Genomic DNA, 16598 nt, shown 5'->3' on the forward strand with positions numbered 1-16598 from the left:
AACCGCGCCTGTAGAAGCTCATGTCCCACTCCCGTCCGTGCGCAATTCGTCCGCGACTTCACGGGCGAGGACACCGGTGACGTGACGACGCCAATCCGGGGCACCGTGCGGATCGTCGAACCACAGCGCCGGATCGAGGGTGGCGACGGCGGTGGCGACTCCGTCCGGATCGGGTGGCGCCGGGAAATCCAGGACGACGGGGCGGGTGGTGGCCGCGGTGATCGTGATCGCCGTACGGTCGTCGGCTTCGCGCCTGCCCATCACCACCGCGCCGGAACGGCCGAACTGCGCGAGGGCGATCTTGCGAAACACGGTGCGGGCACGTAATGTTCGCGTCGGCACGTGCACCGAACGCAGTATCTCCCCGGGCGCGAGCACATTACTCTCTGCTCCGAGAACGAAATCGCGCAGCGGAATCCGGCGATCGGTTCCGTCCTGGGACCAGATCAGCGCGACCGCGTCCAGGGCCGTCAGCGCGGCGAGCACCCCACCCGCGGGCAGCGACAGGCAGATGTTCCCGCCGACCGTCGCGCTCCGCCAGATCTTGTGCGAGGCCAGCAGCGCGCGGCAACCCTGGGCGAACAGGGCCGTGCCCGGCCAGTCCTCGCGCAGTACCGCCTGCCCGGCCTCCCGCCCGCGCGTCGCACCGGCGAATTCGGCCAGCGTGCAGGTCGCGGCGATCTCCAACCCATCGGAAGTCTCGAGCAGAGGGGGCCACCCCAACCCGGTGATATCGATCAGCCGCGCCAACCGCACCTGCGGCTCCGAGAACAGGAAGGTACCCCCCGCCAATACGGCACAGGTCTGTCCCAGGCCGACCAGGTCGGCCCGCTCCCGTGCCACCACCACCTCCCGAATCGTGTCCAGGTCCACGTCCCACCTCACTCCACAGCACCTGCAGCCACCCTAGAAGCCGCGGGTTGCCGAAATGTTGCACCACTCTCGATTCACATTTCGCCCCCGTTACCGCGCCCCGGCCCACCCCCTCCGACCAGGACCGATCCGATCAGGCCGTGAATTCGACCACGCCCGACCTCCTCCCCTTCAGTATCGTCCCGAACGAGCCACCCCGTCGGCCGAGACGCCGCTATCCGGCGGCGGCGACCAATGTGGCCTGGGCGCGGGCGACCCGGGCGCCGACGACGGATTCGTCCACGGTGCGCACCTCGCCGTCGCGGACCACTTCCCGTCCGTTGACCAGCAGTGCGGCCAGGGGTGGTGGGGAGCCGAGGATCAGGGCGGTGACGGGGTCGTCGATACCGGCGTGGGCGGGGGTGTCCAGACGCCAGAGGGCGAGGTCGGCGAGTTTGCCGGGTTCGATCGAACCGATCTCGGCTTCGCGGCCGAGGACCCGGGCACCGCCGATGGTGGCCAGTTCCAGTGCGGTGCGGACGTTCATCGCGCGCGGGCCGCCGACGGCGCGGGCGTAGAGCAGGGCGTTGCGGGGTTCCTCGATCATGGAACTCGACTCGTTGCTGGCCGCGCCGTCGACGCCGAGCCCGACCGGGACACCGGCCACGAGCAGTGCGGCGGTGCGGGCGATACCGGCGCCGAGGCGGCCGTTGGAGGTCGGGCAGTGGGCGATACCGGTGCCGGTCGACGCCATCGCGGTGATGGCGGCGTCGTCGAGGTGGACGGCGTGGGCGAACCAGACATCGGGTCCGAGCCAGCCGAGTCGTTCCATGTAGGCCGCGGGCGTGCAACCGAACGCGGACGCGCAGAAATCCTGTTCGTCGACGGTTTCGGCGAGGTGGGTGTGCAGCCGGACACCGGAGTCGCGCGCCAGCGCGGCCGATTCGCGCATCAGGTCCGGGGTCACCGAGAACGGTGAGCAGGGCGCCAGGGCGACGCGCAGCATCGAGTCGAAGGACGGGTCGTGCCAGCGGGAGATGGCGTCGGCGCTCGCGACGAGTATCGCGTCGAGCGATTCCACCACGTCGTCGGGCGGCAGTCCGCCGGAACTCGCGCCGAGATCCATCGAACCGCGGCAGGGGTGGAAACGCAGGCCGACGTCGGCGGCGGCGGCGATTTCGGCGCCGAGCAGATCACCGCCCGCCGACGGGAAGACGTAGTGGTGGTCGGTGGTCGTGGTGCATCCGGTGCGGGCCAGCGCCGCGAGCGCACCGGTGGCCGCGATCCGCACCGATTCCTCGTCGATACCGGCCCAGACCGGATACAGCGTGGTCAGCCATTCGAACAGGGTGCTGTCGGCGGCCAGACCCCTGGTGATCCACTGGTAGAGGTGGTGGTGGGTGTTGACCAGTCCCGGCGTCAGCAGGCAGCCGCCACCGTCGATGCGGGGTGCGTCGGTGATCGGGGCCGGCCCCGCGCCGACCGCCCCGATCCTGTTGCCGTGCACCACCACGTGCCCGGTGCGGTATTCGGTGCCCGCCGCGTCGACGGTCGCGATCGCGCAACCGTCGATCACCAGTGTCGGCGCTGCCGTCATCGGAGTCCCACTTCCCGAGCATCGAGGGGTCGCCGACGAACGGCGTTGTCGTGCATGGACTTCGGTGTGCGTGGACGAGAATCCGGCTCACGGTTCCCAGGCGGGCCCGGCGGGCGGCGCGTCCTGTCTCGACACGGTCGCGTGGATCAATCCGTACGGCCGGTCGGCGGCGTGGAAGACCTCACCGTGGTTCTCGATCCCGAATCGGGCCAGGTCGTAGCCGAAATGGTGTTTGTTCGGGGCGGCGAGCCGCACCTCGGCGAGTACGGGATAGGCCTCCAGCGCGGCTTTGCCCATGTCGAACAGCGTCTGCTGCAAAGCCTTCGAATGCCGCGTGGCGAAAACCTCGATCATGGCCGCGCGGATACCGGCGTAGACCTCGTCCCATTCCACCCCCGAGGTCGCCGCGAAACGCCACCGCGCGTTGACGGCGGTGGCCAGCACCCGGTCGTTGGTCGGTTCCAGCACGGTGAAATCGTCGACGAGGAAATCCGCGAACTGCGATCCGGTGGATTTCAGGATCACCAGGTCGTCGACGCCGCCGATGACCCAGGCCCGCTGTTCGACGCCCTTGCCCGCCACCGTCACCGTCACCGTGCGCACCTCGGGACCCTGCCGCACCCAGGTGTGGTCGTGTTCGAGTCCGCCGACGGCGACTCGCTGCCAGGCGAATTCCTCGATCTCGACGCGGGCGCTGTGCACCGGTTCGGTCTCGTCGACGAAGTGGGCGGCCAGCGTGAGGGCGTAATCCTCCACCGGCTGCACGCCGGGTCTCTTGGCGAAGGCGTAGGCGGTCTGCTTCTGGGTGTCGGTGGGCAGCACCTTCGACTGGTCACCGGAGATATAGGCGTCGGCGAAATCGCCGCGCAGCACCGTGCTGACGTTCAGGTCACGGATCTCGTGCCGCGCGCTGTCGCGATAGATCCGGACGATCCGATTCTCGGCCTTGCCGTATCGGTTGTCGGACAGCGCGATCGGACCGGTCAGTTCCATGGGCGTCAGCTCCCTCGGTAGGTGGAAAAGGCGAAGGGCGACAGCAACAGCGGCACGTGATAATGCCGCGACGCACCCACGGTGAAGGCGATCGACACCTCCGGATAGAACGTGTCGAGCCCGAGTCCGGCGAAGTAGGCGCCGGTGTCGAAAACCAGTCGGTGCACTCCGGGTTCCAGCGACGGTCCCAGCTCGGCGATCCGGCCGTCCTGATCGGTCGAGCCACTGCCGAGCAATCGCACCCCGGTGTGCAGGGCGACGCCGACACCGGCCGCGGGCACACCGCGTACCGCGTCGAGCACGTGCGTGCTCAGTGTGCTCACGCGAGGTCCGCCAGCAGCCGCCGCAGCCGGATGCGGTTGATCTTGCCCAGTTCGGCGCGCATGATTCGCCTCTCGGTCGCCGGATCGTTGCCGAGCCGGGTGGTCAGGAGTTCGAGCAGTTCCGCCCCCGATCTGCCGCTGGCACAGACCAGGTAGATATGGCCGAACTTCTCTTCGTATGCCCGATTTCCCTCGGCCAATGCCACCTTGACGCTGTCGCCCGCGTCGGCGACCCCGGCCTGTTCACGCGCGGACGCGTCCGAACTCGGTCGCGCGCCGATACGTGGGTGCCCGGACAGCGCGAGATCGAGTTCGGATTCGGGCAGCGCGGCCAACGCGGCGTCGGCGGCGACGAGCAGATCCTCGACGGCGGGGTACGGCCTGCCCGCGAGTACGGCGCGGGCGAACGCGGGCGACGAGCAACAGTCGAGCAGCGCGCGCGTGGCGACGTCGTCGGGCATCGCCTCGAAACCCGCCGTGTCGGTCACGTCGTCTGTCATCGGTCAAGCATCGAACACGACACGCCACGCCGCCACCCGGAAGAGAGTGATCATTCCGGCGTGTCGGGGATTCGCCGGATATGAGTCCGTAGGTAACCCACGAGCCATGCGGCGCCGCTACGGTGGCGATCATGGTTCCCCCCGACCTCGCGACGACGTCCGGGCCTACCTGCGCGGGCATCGTGCTCGCGGCGGGCGCGGGCACCCGATACGGGTATCCCAAAGCGCTCGCCGAAGGCGGCGCCTGGCTGCGCGCCGCGGTGGCCGCCCTGCGCGACGGCGGCTGCGATCCGGTCATCGTGGTGCTCGGCGCGACCGGACCCGCCGCGGCGACGGTCGCCCTGCCGCCCGACGCGCGGCACGTGTGGGCTCCGGATTGGGCGACCGGGATGGGCGCGTCACTGCGGGCCGGGCTGAAAGCGGCCGCGAGTACGCGGGCCGAATACGTCGCGATCATGCCGGTCGACACCCCCGATGTCGGCGCCGCCGCGGTCGCCAGGGTGGCCGCCGCGGCCTTCTCCGCCGAGAGTGGAATCGCCCGCGCTGTGTTCCACGGCACACCGGGACATCCGGTTGTGATCGGCCACGAGCACTGGACCTCGGTGTGGAGAGTCGCCGTAGGAGATTCGGGAGCCCGCACCTATTTGGCCGGTCGGGAGGATATGGTGTGCGTCACGTGCGACGATGTGGCGACGGGACTCGATCGCGATTTCCCGGCCACGACGTCCGTTGATCGGAGCTAGAAACTGATGCGCGACATCGTCGATGACCTATTGCGGGTGTGGCATTCCGGCCGCACCGGAGGCCTTGCCACCGTCGTGCGGACCGTGGGGTCCGGGCCGTTGAGCGTCGGCTCGGCGATGCTGGTCGATCCCAACGGCGGGGTGTACGGCTCGGCGCTCGGCGGCTCGGTCGAGTCGGCGGTCCGCGAGGCGGCCGTGGCGGCGGCGCGGACCGGCAGGCGGGCCATGCACCGGTTCGGTGTCCCGGCCGGGGAGTCCGGCGGCGACGCCGGGGGGATGATCGACGTCTTCGCCGAACCGTTCTCACGCCGCGATTTCCCCGAATTCCCGACCGTCGCCTCCGAGATCGCCTCGCATCGGCGGGTCACCGTGTTCACCGTGGTGTGGAATCCGGACGAGGATCTGATCGGTCAGCACCTGGTGACCGACAAACGGCACAACACCGAGTTGGTCGCGCTGCCCGAATCCGATGTGTTCGTCTCCTCGTTCGCACCGCCGCCGCGTCTGATCATCTTCGGCGCCAACGCGATCGCCTCGGCGCTCAACGTGCAGGCCCGACTACTCGGCTACCGGGTGACCATCTGCGATTCACGCGACGATGTCGCCGATTCGGAAGCGTTCCCCGGTGCCGAGGTGGTGGTCGACTGGCCGCACCGCTACCTGAACACCCTCTCCTCGGAGGGCGAAATAGATTCCAGTACAGCGATTGTCGTGCTGTCCAACGATCCGATGTTCGAGATTCCGCTGCTCACGGTCGCGCTGCGGTTGCCGGAATTCGGCTATCTGGGCGCGACGGGCACCCTGGCGTCGCACAACCGGCGCATCGCCGATCTGCGCGCGGGCGGCTTCGGAGAAATGATGATGGCCCGCCTGCACTCCCCCGCCGGGCTCGATATCGGGGCCCGCACCGCCACGGAACACGCCGTGGCGATCGCCGCCGAACTGCTGGCGACGAAATCGGGACGGAGTGTCCGGATCCACCCTGAGCAAGCCGATGTGATCCACGCCGAGCGAGCGTTCGGCGCCGAGACATCGGTGGCTCTGTAGAGCTCACGGGGCGCTTCGGCGCCGAAACCCGTCGGGACTACTTCAAACCGGGGTTCTCCGCGTAGACCTCGCGCAGGATCGACAGATCGAACAGTTGGTCGGCCTTGATGTCGATCTTCGCCGTGCGCAATGCCGCGATGTTCTGTTCGATGAGCTGATCGGTCATGCTCAGCAGCCCGTTGGCCGCCGTATTCGCGGACATCACCAGATCGTTCTGTGCCGTCGCCTCCAGGGTCTGTTCGGCCAGATCCAGTTTCTGATCCTTGCCGTACACCTCCACCGCGAGTCGTGCCGATTCCGCCGGGTTGGCGACCGCGTCCTTCCAGCCCTTGATCTCGGCGACGAGGAACGCCTTCAACTTGTCGCGTTCGTTGTCGATGGTGGACTGGGTCACCGTCAGCGTTTCCGCGACCAGCGGCAGGTTGAAATCGGCGAAGAGGAAATTGGTGTTGGCGAAACCCTTGGCGGCCAGCGTGATCGGTTCGTTGGTGACGTAGCTGACCCAGCCGTCGACCTCACCGTTGGCCAGCGGGGTCGGGTCGAACTGCGCGGGGACGATGGTGACATCGCTCGGCGTCATGCCGTTGGCGGCCAGCAGGGCGTTGAAGATCAGCTGGTTGGTGTCCTGGACGCCGATCTTGCGGCCCTTCATCTCCTGCGGGCTCTTGATCGGCTTACCCGCCGCGCTGACGATGCAGAACGGATTCTTCTGATAGGTGGTGCCGACGATCTTGGCGGGTAGGCCTTCCAGAATGGCCGGGGCGGTGGTCTGCGGCGCGGACAGGCCGAGCCAGACCTTACCGGTGTCGAGCCCGGCCTCGGCGGAGGTACTCGCGGCGCCGCCCGCGATCAGATTCACCGAGCCGAAGCCTGCATCACGGAAATAGCCCTTCGAATCCGCGAAGTACTCACCGGCGAATTCGATGTTCTTCAGCCAGGAGAGCTGGACGGCGACGGTACCGAACTTGGAACCGTCCGGGGTGGAGCCACCGGAAGAACTGCTCGAATCATCGCCACACGCGGCGAGCACACCCGCGCCGCCGAGTACGGCTCCGGTCAGCGCGGAGTAGCGGAGAAATGAGCGACGGGCGAACACTGCTGTCATGGACCGAATCTAGGTTCGATCGGTTTCCTTTTCTTTACTTTCAGGTTCCGAGCGCTGATTCGCCCACGTCGGCCGCGAATACCGGGCTCCGGCACAGACTCGAGACAGAACCTAACTCCGTCCGGCGTCGGGGCCGAAACGCGCGAGCACCAGATTCTCGATGACGCCGACGATCGCGTACAGCGCCACCGAGACGAGGGTCACGATGACGATGCTCGCCCACAACTTGTTGTACTGGAAGGTGGGAATGGCGCGGATCAGACTCGCGCCCAGACCCGTTCCACTGCCGAGCCATTCACCGATCAACGCACCGATCAACGCACCCGGCACCGAGATCCTCGCCGCCGCGAACACCGAAGGCAGCGCGGCCGGGATGGAGACCATCCGCAGTGCCGTCCAGCGCGAACCGCCGTAGGCGGCGACGACGTCGACGGCCTGTCTCGGCGCGTTGCGCAGACCGGCCATGATCATCACCAGCGCCGGGAACAGCACGACGATCGCGGCCATCACCGTCACCCCACCGGTCCCGCGCCCGAAGATGAGCACGATGATCGGCGCCAGCGCCACCAGCGGCACCGAACGCAGCAGCATCGCGACCGGCATGAAGGTCTGCTCGATCGTGGAGACGGTGACGAACAGCGCGGCGATCACCAGCGCCGCCGCCATGCCGACCGCGAATCCCACGGCGGCGTCGCGCAGGGTGATCAGCAGGTCGTCGACGATCGCCTGCCGCGCGGTCGACGCGCCGGGCGCGGTGACCAGATAGCGCCAGATATCGGCGGGCGATTTGCCGACCCGGGGCCCGACCTCGGGGAACGCCCGCAGGAAAACCTCCCAGATCACCAGCATCAACAGCAGCGAGGTGAGCAGCGGGAGCAGGAACAATCCGATCCGTTTCACCGGGCCTCCTGTGCGGTCCAGGGCGCGACCAGTCGCGCGGTGAGCGCCACCACCGCGTAGCCGAGACCGGCCAACGCGGCGGCGGCCAATGCCATCCCCCAGGTGCGTGGCACGTTGTAGGCGGACTGCGCGGCGGTCAACGCGACTCCGATGCCGCTGTCGACGCCGCCCAGGTATTCGCCGATGATCGCGCCGAGCACCGCCGAGGGTGCCGCGATCTTCAAGGCCGCGAAGATATTCGGCAGCGCGGCGATGATCTGCACCCGGTAGAGCTGCTGCCAGCGCCCGCCGCCGTAGGCGCGCACCAGATCCAGACTGGTGCGAGCCGCCGAACGCAATCCGGTGACGGTGCCGACCATCGTGGTGAAGAAGCAGTACATCGCGGCGAGGAAAACCGTCGGCGTGCGACCGCCGAACACCACCAGGATGATCGGGCCGAGCGCGAGCAGCGGTGTGCAGTAACTGAGGATCGCCAACTGGGTCGCCAGCGGTTCGATCGGCGGAATCAGCACCACCAGGATCGCCAGCCCGATCGCCAGCGTGTTACCCCAGACGAAACCCTTCAGCGCGCCCTCGGCCGTGATCCGGAAATTGGGGCCGTAGAGGTCCCAGCCGTCGGTGAACATGGTGCGCACCACCGTCCACGGACTCGGAATGGTGCCGCCCGCGACACCGGCCGCGGCGAGTATCCACCACCCGATGATCAACCCGAGTAATCCGAGCAGACCGCCGAGATATCTCATGCCGAACCTCCCGCCTTATCGGTCACGACCCCGCCGGTACCGGTCTTGCCGAACAGCAATTCCGACAGGTAATCGTGCAGCGCGTGGAATTCGGGGGTGCGCATCATTTCCGGGAGCCGAGGCCGGGGCAGATCGATGTCGACCAGTTCCAGTACCCGCCCCGGACGCGGACTCATCACCGCGACCACATCGGAAAGGAATACCGCCTCCGCGATGCCGTGGGTCACCATGAGGGTGGTCGCGGGTTTCTCGGTCCAGATCCGCAGCAGTTCCAGATTCAGTTTCTGCCTGGTCATATCGTCGAGCGCGCCGAAGGGTTCATCGAGCAGCAGCACCGTCGGCTTCACCACCAGCGCCCGCGCGATCGACACCCGCTGACGCATACCGCCCGACAACTGCGCCGGTTTCGCCTTCTCGAAACCCTCCAGCCCGACCAGTCGCACCAGTTCCGCGATCTGTTCGGCATTCGGTTTCAGACCCGCGACCTGCAATGGCAACTTGATATTCGATTCCACCGACCGCCACGGCAGCAGCGCCGAATCCTGGAACGCGATTCCGAGTTCGTGATGGGTGCGCAATTCGGCGGGGCTCTCACCGTTGATGAGGGTTTTCCCCGAGGTCGGTGCCTCCAGCCCGGCGAGAATGCGCAACACGGTCGATTTACCGCAGCCGGACGGCCCGAGCAGGGACAGGAACGACCCCTGCGCGGTATGCAGATCCACCGAATCCAGGGCCGCCACCGTGCGACGGCCGACTTTGAAGTTCTTGGTCAACCCGCTGATATGGATTCCGGTCCCCCCGGCCGCCGGATCGGGGCCCGTGCCGCGCTCGGCCCCACCGGGCTCACTGTCCGTGCTCATATCCGCCACCATAGAAGGGGTCGGTTGCACCGATATTGCGAATGACGGCGACAGATTTCGCCATCGTTACGCCGAGGAATACTGCGATCCCAGCGGGCGCGGACGGTCGCGCTGTCGGTTCCTGGATTCTCGAGCCGCCGCACGGCCGAAACTCGCGTACCCGAGGCGCGCGGAACCTCGGATCAGCGCTCGGCGAGCCCGGAATTGACGAAATACGCTATCTCGTCGCAGATTTCATCGAGCGATATATCGACATCGGGAAGCGTGGCGTGCACCATCTCTTGGGCGAGCGAATTCACCGCGCCGATCACCGCGAGAGCGAACAGTTCGAACCGCCGCGGCGCGGTCTCACCGCGAGCCACCGCCTGCTCCGCCTCGGTGATGAGCAGTGCCGACAGCAGCCTGCGCTGCTGCATACGCCATTCCTCCACGGCCTGGCTCACGCCGACCACTTCCACGTAGTTCACGCGCGCGGTGCGGGGATCGCGGCAGGTCACGGTGAGATAGGCGCGGAAACCCTCCACCACCCGCGTGGCAAGCGGCTCGTCGCGCGCGGCCTCCAAGGCGGTGAGCGCGGATTCGACCGCGTACGAGATGGTCCGGTTGCCCAGCGCGATCAACAGCGCTTCGCGACTGCCCATATCCTCGTAGAAACTGCGCGTCGACACATTGGCGGTGGTGCACAGCCGCTCGATCGAAGTGGCGGCGTAACCCTGGGTACCGAACAACTCCAGCGCCGCGTCCATCAGGCGCGACTGCCGTTGCGCTACCCGCTGCTCCTTGGACAGCCCTCCGTAGCTGCGTCCATCCTTGAGTTCGCCCTCGCGCCGTGCCACCGCACGATGCTACCTCGCGCCGGAAGTTCGCCCGCCACCCGCGAGCGCCCCGGTACGGGGTGGGAAGCACCGTCGACGCGACGGTACCGAATTCGACGTCTCGCGCCAATGCCGTTGTAGCGCACGAAAATAGCCGCCACCGGGATTGACGGTGTCGCGCGCTCGACGGCGGGCGGGCGGAATGAAGCCGCCTCACGACTCCCCCGCCGAGGACACCCGGCACCCGGCCTACATACAGCGCCGACCGACGGACAGCTGATGACCCGGCCCACAGCCCAGGTCTACTGCACCCGCCCCCTTCCCACGGCGGGCCACATCTGCGGCAGTAGCCATGGCGGGCGGCGGCCAACCGGACCTCAACCCCATGGCGGGCGGCCAACCGGACCCGAACCCACGGCGGGCGGCCAACCGGACCCGAACCCACGGCGGGCGGCCAACCGGACCCGAACCCACATCCAGCGGCCGACCGGACTCGCCGCCGACTCCCGGCCGACGTTGACATGATCGAACCCGGCGACGATTCTGGCTGGGTGCCGATTCCTTCCCGAACGGCCCACGCGTCCCATCTCGCGGCCGAGATCGCCACCCAGCCCGACGACTGGGCGCGTGCCCGGGTGACCGCGGACACCTATCGCGACGTGCTGCCGCGCCGGGGTGAGTATGTCGCCGCGATCGGATGCGGCACATCCCTGTTCATGGCACGCGCTTTCGCCGCGCTGCGCGAGGAGGCCGGTCTCGGGACGACCGACGCGTGGCCCGCGAGCCGGATCCGCGACCGCGATTACGACCGCTACCTGGTGATCTGCCGCTCGGGCACCACCACGGAGGTGGTCGAGGCCATGCGACGGATGCCCGCCGCGACCCCACGCACCGTCCTCTGCGCCAGTCCGCGCACCCCGGTGCTCGACCTGGGCGACCCCGTCCTGATCGACGAGGTCGACGAGCGGTCGGTGGTGTCGACCCGTTTCGCGACGACCGCACTCGCGGTCCTGCGCCACCACCTCGGACAGGATCTGACCGCGGCGATCGACCAGGCGCGGACCGTTCTCGTCGAGGATCCGCGACGCGCGCTGGCGGCGGTGCGCCACGCCGAGCAGATCACCTTCGTCGGGATGGGGTTCGCCGCCGCGCTCGCCGAGGAATCGGCGCTGAAGCTGCGCGAATCGTGCCGTTCCTGGACCGAGGCCTACCCCGCGACCGAATACCGGCACGGACCCATCGGTATCTCGGCGCCCGGGCGCGCGGTCTGGGGCCTCGGCCCGCTCGACGCGCGTTTCGCGGCCGACGTCGCCGCCACCGGAGCCCACCTCGAACACCGCGATATCGATCCGATGGCCGAACTCGTCCGCGTGCATCGGCTGTGTGTACTGCGCGCCGCCGACCTCGGCCTCGACCCGGACCATCCACGAAATCTGAGCCGTTCGGTCATGCTGGACCGATGACGCTCACGGTGCGCGGCCGTATCGTCTGCGCGACCCATGTCATCGATGACGCCGTGATCTCGGTCGACGGTGAACGGATCGCCGACGTGCGGGCGACCGGGGAATGGGCGGCGCGGCAGCCGGATTCGATGGTGCCACCGTTCTCGGGGACGGTACTTCCCGGTCTGGTCGACATCCACGTGCACGGCGGCAACGGATCTCGATTCGACACGACCGACGCTCGGGACGCGCGCGCGGCGGCGCGATTCCATCATTCGCGCGGTTCGACCACGGTCGTCGCGAGCGTGGTCACCGGACCGGTCGACGAGATGGTCGCCCAGATCACGACATTGCGAGAACTGGCCGCCGACGGGACCATAGGCGGCATCCACGCCGAAGGACCGTTCCTGTCGTCGGCGCGGTGCGGCGCGCAGGACCCCCGGTGGCTCCGCGATCCGGACCCCGGGCAGACCGAGCGACTACTTGCCGCAGCCGACGGCCATCTCAGGGTGATGACGATCGCGCCGGAACTGCCGGGTTACGACATTGTCGCCCAGCGACTCCGCGAAGCGGGCACGGTGGTGGCACTCGGCCACAGCGACGCGGACTATTCGTGTTTCCTGCGCGAACTCCGACCGGACGGTCCCGCCCGGCTCGTGACCCATCTGGCCAACGCGATGCCGCCGCTGCATCATCGGGGGCCGGGTCCGGTGGCGGCGGCGCTGGTCGCCGCGGCGGCCGGGCAGGTCGTCGTCGAACTGATCGGCGACGGTGTGCATGTCGACCCGGGATTCGCGGCGCTCGCCTTCGCGACCGCGACGGGAAATGTGGCACTGATCACAGATGCCATGTCCGCGGCGGGGATGGTTGATGGCAAGTACCAACTCGGCGCGATCCCGGTGACACTGCGCGACGGTGTGGCGCGAGTCGCGGACGGTTCCCTCGCCGGAGGGACGGCCACGCTGCTGGAATGCCTCGCCTGGGCGGTGAACGCGGCGGATGTCGCGCTCACGGACGCGGTTCTGGCCGCCACCACCGTTCCGGCTCGCGCCGCCGGACTGTCCGGAATCGGCGATTTGCGGACCGACGGGTTCGCCGACCTGCTGATAGTTGATGACAATCTACAGTTGCGCCGGGTGCTCAGACGTGGACAGTGGTTGAGGTGATCCTCACCGTGACCATGAACCCCGCTTACGACATGACCTACCGCGTCGAACGTTTCGAGCGGGGTCAGGCACACCGGGTCCGCTCGGTCGAACAGCGCATCGGCGGCAAGGGTATCAACGTGACCCGAGTTCTCAATCAGCTCGGAAAATACGCTCGCGCAACGGGTTTCTCCGACCACGCGTTCGCCGCGGCGGCCGAACTCGAACTGCCGGTGGATTTCGTGCACGCCCTGCCGTGGGTGCGGCGCACGGTGGTGATCAGCGAATCCGACGACGGTACCGCGACGGCGCTGTGGGAACCGGGCGCGCGGATCTCCAATCCCCATGCGGCCGAACAACTCGCTACCAGGGTCGCGGGATTGCTGCCCGATATCAACGGACTGGTGATCTCGGGCTCCCTACCCGGAGGCGTCGATCCGCGACTGCCCGCCGATATCGCCCGCACCGCCACCGACGCGGGCGTTTCCACGATCTGCGACGTCGACGGCGAGGCGTTGCGCTTGGCCGCCGAAGTGCCAGACGTGGTCCTGATGCCGAACGCCGAAGAGTTGCAACGACTCACCGGCCGTATCTCGACGACACCGGACGAGATCGTCGCCGCCGCCTACCCGTTGATCGAACGCGGTGTCCGGGCGATCATCACCGGTAAGCGCGGCCAGGGCATGGTGGGCGTCACCGCTGAAGGCGCCTGGTCGGCGACGGTCCCGGAGAAGTTCAGCGGCAACGTGACCGGCGCGGGGGATTCCGCCGCCGCGGCGGTGATCGCCGCGCTGTCGGAGAAATCCGCCCCGGACTGGCCCGCCATCCTCACCGACGCCGTGGCGACCGCAGCGGCCGCGATCGTCATCCCTGTGGCGGGTGAGATCGACCGCGGCCTGCGCACCCGGGTCGCGCCGACCGTCGTGGTGGAGAAACTGGCGATACCCGATCGCGCGTAACCGACTACACCGCCGACGAATTCGTGATCGCCCCGCGACGGAGGCGGTCCGGCGGCGCGCGACGAGGGGACGGCGCCGCCGGACCGGCGGAGGGGTGGATCGGGCAGTGAACCACCTGAGTCGGCGACCGGCGGGGCCCCGCCCGGCGCCGACTCACCGATCCTTTCCCGCTCCGCTCGAGGTTCACCGGGACCACGCTGTGAGTCGGCTGGGAACGCGGTCGCGTGCGCCCACGGTCGACTTCGGCGACGGTGCCGCCTATTCCGGCGATTCCGGATCGGGCCAGGCGCGCGCCGCCAACCGAGCGCGCACCCGCGCGACATCGTCCTCGGACGGCATCTCGTTGGTGACCTTCGTGATCATCACCTGAATATCGGTGGTATCGGCGGGCAGATCACCGGTGCCTGCGAGTTCGGTCGCGAGCGCACGCACCTCCTCGTCGGAGAGTCTGTGACGCAGCAGGGCGAGCAGCGGAATGTAGTCGGCCTCCGGCACACCGTCCGGATATCCGGCCCGCAGCCAATCGATGATGGCGTTCAGGAAGGGCGGCATCGGACAGACCCGCCGTCAGTCGGAATCGGGCAGCAGATTCGCCAGCGGCCAGCCGCCCGCGGCCAGATGGGAAGCGACCCGGGCGACATCGTTCGGGTCCGGCTGTTCCTTGGCGAAGCGGGCGATGGCGGCCTCGATATCGTCGTGCCCGATCGTGCTGTCCGGGTTGTCGCGTACGAGTTCCCCCGCGATGGCGACGACCTCGTAATCGGTGAGATCCCGGTGCAGCACCGCGAACAGCGCGACGTAATCCGAAGTCGGGATGCCCTGCGGATATCCCGCGCGCAGCCAGCCGATGATCCGGTCGAGCATATTCGGCCTGACGTTTTGCGGTTGATCGGTCACTGCTGCACCCTTCACGACTGTCCGAACAGATGAATGCCGAACTTGGCGGCCAGGAAGGCCTTCGCGGTATAGAGAATTCCGGTGATGATCACGGCGATGATCAACGCGAAGCAGGTCAGCGCGCCGATCAGGGCCGGATAGTTCCGTTGGGCCACGCTGCCGTCGGATCCGACGGTATCGGCAGCCGTCCACAGCCGCACGCCGAAGGCGAACACGATCGGTAGGCCCGCACCGAGGATCAGGGCGGCCAGGGTGACCTTCCACAGCGAGTTCAGGTTCGTGACGATGGTGTGCATATCCGATTCCTTCCTCAGCCGCGCCAGGTGGTCCGGCCCGAGGAAATCCCGGTGGGCGGTGCCGTCGTAGCCGACCGCCGGGGACGGTCGCCGGTGCTTTCTGCCCCACGAGTGTCCACTCGGTCCGGCTCGTTCTCCGACGCGGGCGGGTTCCCGTTCACCGCGCCGTTCACCGGAACGAGGGTGACGCGCTCGGCGGGATTCGCAGTCACGCGAGAATCACCGGCCGGGTCGGGCGTGTCGGCGGGCCACTCGTTCACATTGCCGGTGTCGACGGGATCGCGCCGCGACCGCAGATAGATCAGGACCGACAGCGCGATGAGAATCGCGAAGACGACCAACACCCCGGCCAACCCGCCGATGACGTGCGCGATGACCCAGCAGATGGCGCCCGCGAGACCGGCCAGCGGCAGCGTGAGCAGCCAGGCGACCGCCATCCGGGCCATCACGTTCCAGCGCACCTCGGCGCGCTTGCCGAGACCGCTGCCGAGAATCGACCCGGTGGCGGTCTGCGTGGTCGACAGCGGCAACCCGAAATGCGCCGAGGTGAGGATGATCGCGGCCGAGGACGATTCCGCCGCGAGCCCCTGCGGGGAGTCGATCTCGACCAGACCCTTTCCGAGAGTCCTGATGATGCGCCAGCCGCCCAGATACGTGCCCGCGGCGATGGTGATGGCGACGGCACAGGCCGCCATCACCCACAGCGGCATGTCGTCGTTCTTGGTGAGACTGCCGTGGGCGACGAGCGCCAGGAAGATGACGCCCATCGTCTTCTGCGCGTCGTTGGTGCCGTGCGCCAGCGAGACCAGCGACGCCGAACCGATCTGCCCCCAGCGGAACCCCGCCGTAGTCTTGTCCTGATCGACGCCGCGCGTGATCCGGTGGACGCCCCAGGTGCCGATCGCCGCCACCAGCGCGGCCACGATGGGCGCGAGAATGGCGGGCAGCACGATCTTGGTCAGCACGCCGTCCGAACCGGAGGCTCAGATCACCCCGCCCCAGCCGAGTGCCGCGATACTCGCCCCGATGAGGCCGCCGAACAAGGCGTGCGACGAACTGGACGGCAGGCCGAACAGCCACGTCAGCAGATTCCAGAGGATGCCCCCGACCAGACCGGCGAAAACGATGATCAGCAGAGCCTGTCCGCTGACCGCGTCGAGTTGCACGATCCCCTTGGCCACGGTCGCCGCGACCGCGACCGACAGGAAGGCGCCGATGAGATTGAGGACCGCCGACAGTGCGACCGCCACCCGTGGTCGCAGCGCACCGGTGGCGATGGAAGTCGCCATCGCGTTGGCGGTGTCGTGGAAGCCGTTGGTGAAATCGAAGGCCAGTGCTGTGACGATGACGATCAGAAGGATCAGTAATCCGGCGGTCACCT

General features: G+C 68.1%; 18 protein-coding genes and 1 pseudogene. 5 read left to right on the top strand and 14 right to left on the bottom strand.

The window, feature by feature from the left end; translation table 11 throughout:
* Positions 1-18: 18 nt before the first annotated feature.
* The 5 genes from OG225_RS31440 to uraD form a co-directional block, all read right to left on the bottom strand.
* Complete coding sequence (locus tag OG225_RS31440; protein WP_405183431.1) at positions 19-873, bottom strand: FAD binding domain-containing protein; 855 nt, start codon at positions 871-873, stop codon at positions 19-21.
* A gap of 214 nt (positions 874-1087) precedes the next feature.
* The gene (locus tag OG225_RS31445) at positions 1088-2449 is read right to left on the bottom strand and encodes an 8-oxoguanine deaminase (RefSeq protein ID WP_405178491.1); all 1362 of its coding nucleotides are present in this window, start codon (positions 2447-2449) and stop codon (positions 1088-1090) included.
* A gap of 87 nt (positions 2450-2536) precedes the next feature.
* Complete coding sequence (pucL, locus tag OG225_RS31450) at positions 2537-3442, bottom strand: factor-independent urate hydroxylase (RefSeq protein WP_405178492.1); 906 nt, start codon at positions 3440-3442, stop codon at positions 2537-2539.
* A gap of 5 nt (positions 3443-3447) precedes the next feature.
* Positions 3448-3765 (bottom strand): hydroxyisourate hydrolase, encoded by a 318-nt coding sequence (gene uraH / locus OG225_RS31455; RefSeq protein WP_216917370.1) that lies wholly within the window; start codon positions 3763-3765, stop codon positions 3448-3450.
* Complete coding sequence (gene uraD / locus OG225_RS31460; protein WP_405178493.1) at positions 3762-4265, bottom strand: 2-oxo-4-hydroxy-4-carboxy-5-ureidoimidazoline decarboxylase; 504 nt, start codon at positions 4263-4265, stop codon at positions 3762-3764. Before uraD ends, uraH begins: the two co-directional genes overlap by 4 nt.
* A gap of 131 nt (positions 4266-4396) precedes the next feature.
* Here uraD and OG225_RS31465 point away from each other — a divergent pair, with 131 nt between their 5' ends.
* Positions 4397-5008: an NTP transferase domain-containing protein gene (locus OG225_RS31465; protein ID WP_405178494.1), complete on the top strand. Its 612-nt coding sequence runs from the start codon at positions 4397-4399 to the stop codon at positions 5006-5008.
* A gap of 6 nt (positions 5009-5014) precedes the next feature.
* Complete coding sequence (locus OG225_RS31470; RefSeq protein WP_216917373.1) at positions 5015-6055, top strand: XdhC family protein; 1041 nt, start codon at positions 5015-5017, stop codon at positions 6053-6055.
* A gap of 37 nt (positions 6056-6092) precedes the next feature.
* On the opposite strand, the gene OG225_RS31475 is transcribed toward OG225_RS31470, so the two are convergent.
* The 5 genes from OG225_RS31475 to OG225_RS31495 form a co-directional block, all read right to left on the bottom strand.
* On the bottom strand, positions 6093-7160 hold the full coding sequence (locus OG225_RS31475) for an ABC transporter substrate-binding protein (protein WP_405178495.1): 1068 nt from the start codon (positions 7158-7160) through the stop codon (positions 6093-6095).
* Positions 7161-7271: 111 nt separating this feature from the next.
* Entirely contained in the window at positions 7272-8009 is a 738-nt protein-coding gene (locus OG225_RS31480; protein ID WP_405183432.1) for an ABC transporter permease, read from the bottom strand.
* A 47-nt stretch (positions 8010-8056) separates the two neighbouring features.
* On the bottom strand, positions 8057-8803 hold the full coding sequence (locus OG225_RS31485; RefSeq protein WP_405178496.1) for an ABC transporter permease: 747 nt from the start codon (positions 8801-8803) through the stop codon (positions 8057-8059).
* On the bottom strand, positions 8800-9663 hold the full coding sequence (locus tag OG225_RS31490) for an ABC transporter ATP-binding protein (RefSeq protein ID WP_405178497.1): 864 nt from the start codon (positions 9661-9663) through the stop codon (positions 8800-8802). The genes OG225_RS31485 and OG225_RS31490 overlap by 4 nt, the downstream gene beginning before the upstream one ends.
* A gap of 182 nt (positions 9664-9845) precedes the next feature.
* Positions 9846-10499 (bottom strand): TetR/AcrR family transcriptional regulator, encoded by a 654-nt coding sequence (locus OG225_RS31495; protein ID WP_405178498.1) that lies wholly within the window; start codon positions 10497-10499, stop codon positions 9846-9848.
* 530 nt (positions 10500-11029) lie between these two features.
* On the opposite strand from OG225_RS31495, the gene OG225_RS31500 reads away from it, so the two are divergent.
* Genes OG225_RS31500 through OG225_RS31510 form a run of 3 tightly spaced genes read left to right on the top strand, consistent with a single transcriptional unit; the run spans position 11030 to position 14024 of the window.
* Entirely contained in the window at positions 11030-11941 is a 912-nt protein-coding gene (locus tag OG225_RS31500) for an SIS domain-containing protein (protein WP_405178499.1), read from the top strand.
* On the top strand, positions 11938-13086 hold the full coding sequence (locus tag OG225_RS31505; protein ID WP_405178500.1) for an N-acetylglucosamine-6-phosphate deacetylase: 1149 nt from the start codon (positions 11938-11940) through the stop codon (positions 13084-13086). The genes OG225_RS31500 and OG225_RS31505 overlap by 4 nt, the downstream gene beginning before the upstream one ends.
* Positions 13083-14024, top strand: a complete 942-nt coding sequence (locus OG225_RS31510) for a hexose kinase (RefSeq protein WP_405178501.1) — start codon at positions 13083-13085, stop codon at positions 14022-14024. The genes OG225_RS31505 and OG225_RS31510 overlap by 4 nt, the downstream gene beginning before the upstream one ends.
* 258 nt (positions 14025-14282) lie before the next feature.
* Here OG225_RS31510 and OG225_RS31515 read toward each other — a convergent pair whose 3' ends face one another.
* The 4 genes and pseudogenes from OG225_RS31515 to OG225_RS31530 form a co-directional block, all read right to left on the bottom strand.
* On the bottom strand, positions 14283-14576 hold the full coding sequence (locus OG225_RS31515; RefSeq protein WP_405178502.1) for a DUF3349 domain-containing protein: 294 nt from the start codon (positions 14574-14576) through the stop codon (positions 14283-14285).
* A 15-nt stretch (positions 14577-14591) separates the two neighbouring features.
* Positions 14592-14921, bottom strand: coding sequence for a DUF3349 domain-containing protein (locus OG225_RS31520; RefSeq protein WP_405178503.1), 330 nt, complete (start codon positions 14919-14921; stop codon positions 14592-14594).
* A gap of 11 nt (positions 14922-14932) precedes the next feature.
* Complete coding sequence (locus tag OG225_RS31525; RefSeq protein WP_405178504.1) at positions 14933-15217, bottom strand: hypothetical protein; 285 nt, start codon at positions 15215-15217, stop codon at positions 14933-14935.
* Positions 15218-15231: 14 nt separating this feature from the next.
* A pseudogene (locus OG225_RS31530) lies at positions 15232-16596 on the bottom strand (anion permease).
* Positions 16597-16598 lie beyond the last annotated feature (2 nt).

Origin of the sequence: Nocardia sp. NBC_01377 (assembly GCF_045040005.1) — a bacterium.
GTDB lineage: Bacteria > Actinomycetota > Actinomycetes > Mycobacteriales > Mycobacteriaceae > Nocardia > Nocardia noduli.

Coding starts and splice junctions, on each gene's coding strand:
- OG225_RS31445 (WP_405178491.1), bottom strand. CDS start 2,449: ATGACGGCAGCGCCGACACTGGTGATCGACGGTTGCGCGATCGCGACC.
- pucL (WP_405178492.1), bottom strand. CDS start 3,442: ATGGAACTGACCGGTCCGATCGCGCTGTCCGACAACCGATACGGCAAG.
- uraD (WP_405178493.1), bottom strand. CDS start 4,265: ATGACAGACGACGTGACCGACACGGCGGGTTTCGAGGCGATGCCCGAC.
- OG225_RS31465 (WP_405178494.1), top strand. CDS start 4,397: ATGGTTCCCCCCGACCTCGCGACGACGTCCGGGCCTACCTGCGCGGGC.
- OG225_RS31470 (WP_216917373.1), top strand. CDS start 5,015: ATGCGCGACATCGTCGATGACCTATTGCGGGTGTGGCATTCCGGCCGC.
- OG225_RS31475 (WP_405178495.1), bottom strand. CDS start 7,160: ATGACAGCAGTGTTCGCCCGTCGCTCATTTCTCCGCTACTCCGCGCTG.
- OG225_RS31480 (WP_405183432.1), bottom strand. CDS start 8,009: ATGCTGGTGATCTGGGAGGTTTTCCTGCGGGCGTTCCCCGAGGTCGGG.
- OG225_RS31485 (WP_405178496.1), bottom strand. CDS start 8,803: ATGAGATATCTCGGCGGTCTGCTCGGATTACTCGGGTTGATCATCGGG.
- OG225_RS31490 (WP_405178497.1), bottom strand. CDS start 9,663: ATGAGCACGGACAGTGAGCCCGGTGGGGCCGAGCGCGGCACGGGCCCC.
- OG225_RS31505 (WP_405178500.1), top strand. CDS start 11,938: ATGACGCTCACGGTGCGCGGCCGTATCGTCTGCGCGACCCATGTCATC.
- OG225_RS31515 (WP_405178502.1), bottom strand. CDS start 14,576: ATGCCGCCCTTCCTGAACGCCATCATCGATTGGCTGCGGGCCGGATAT.
- OG225_RS31525 (WP_405178504.1), bottom strand. CDS start 15,217: ATGCACACCATCGTCACGAACCTGAACTCGCTGTGGAAGGTCACCCTG.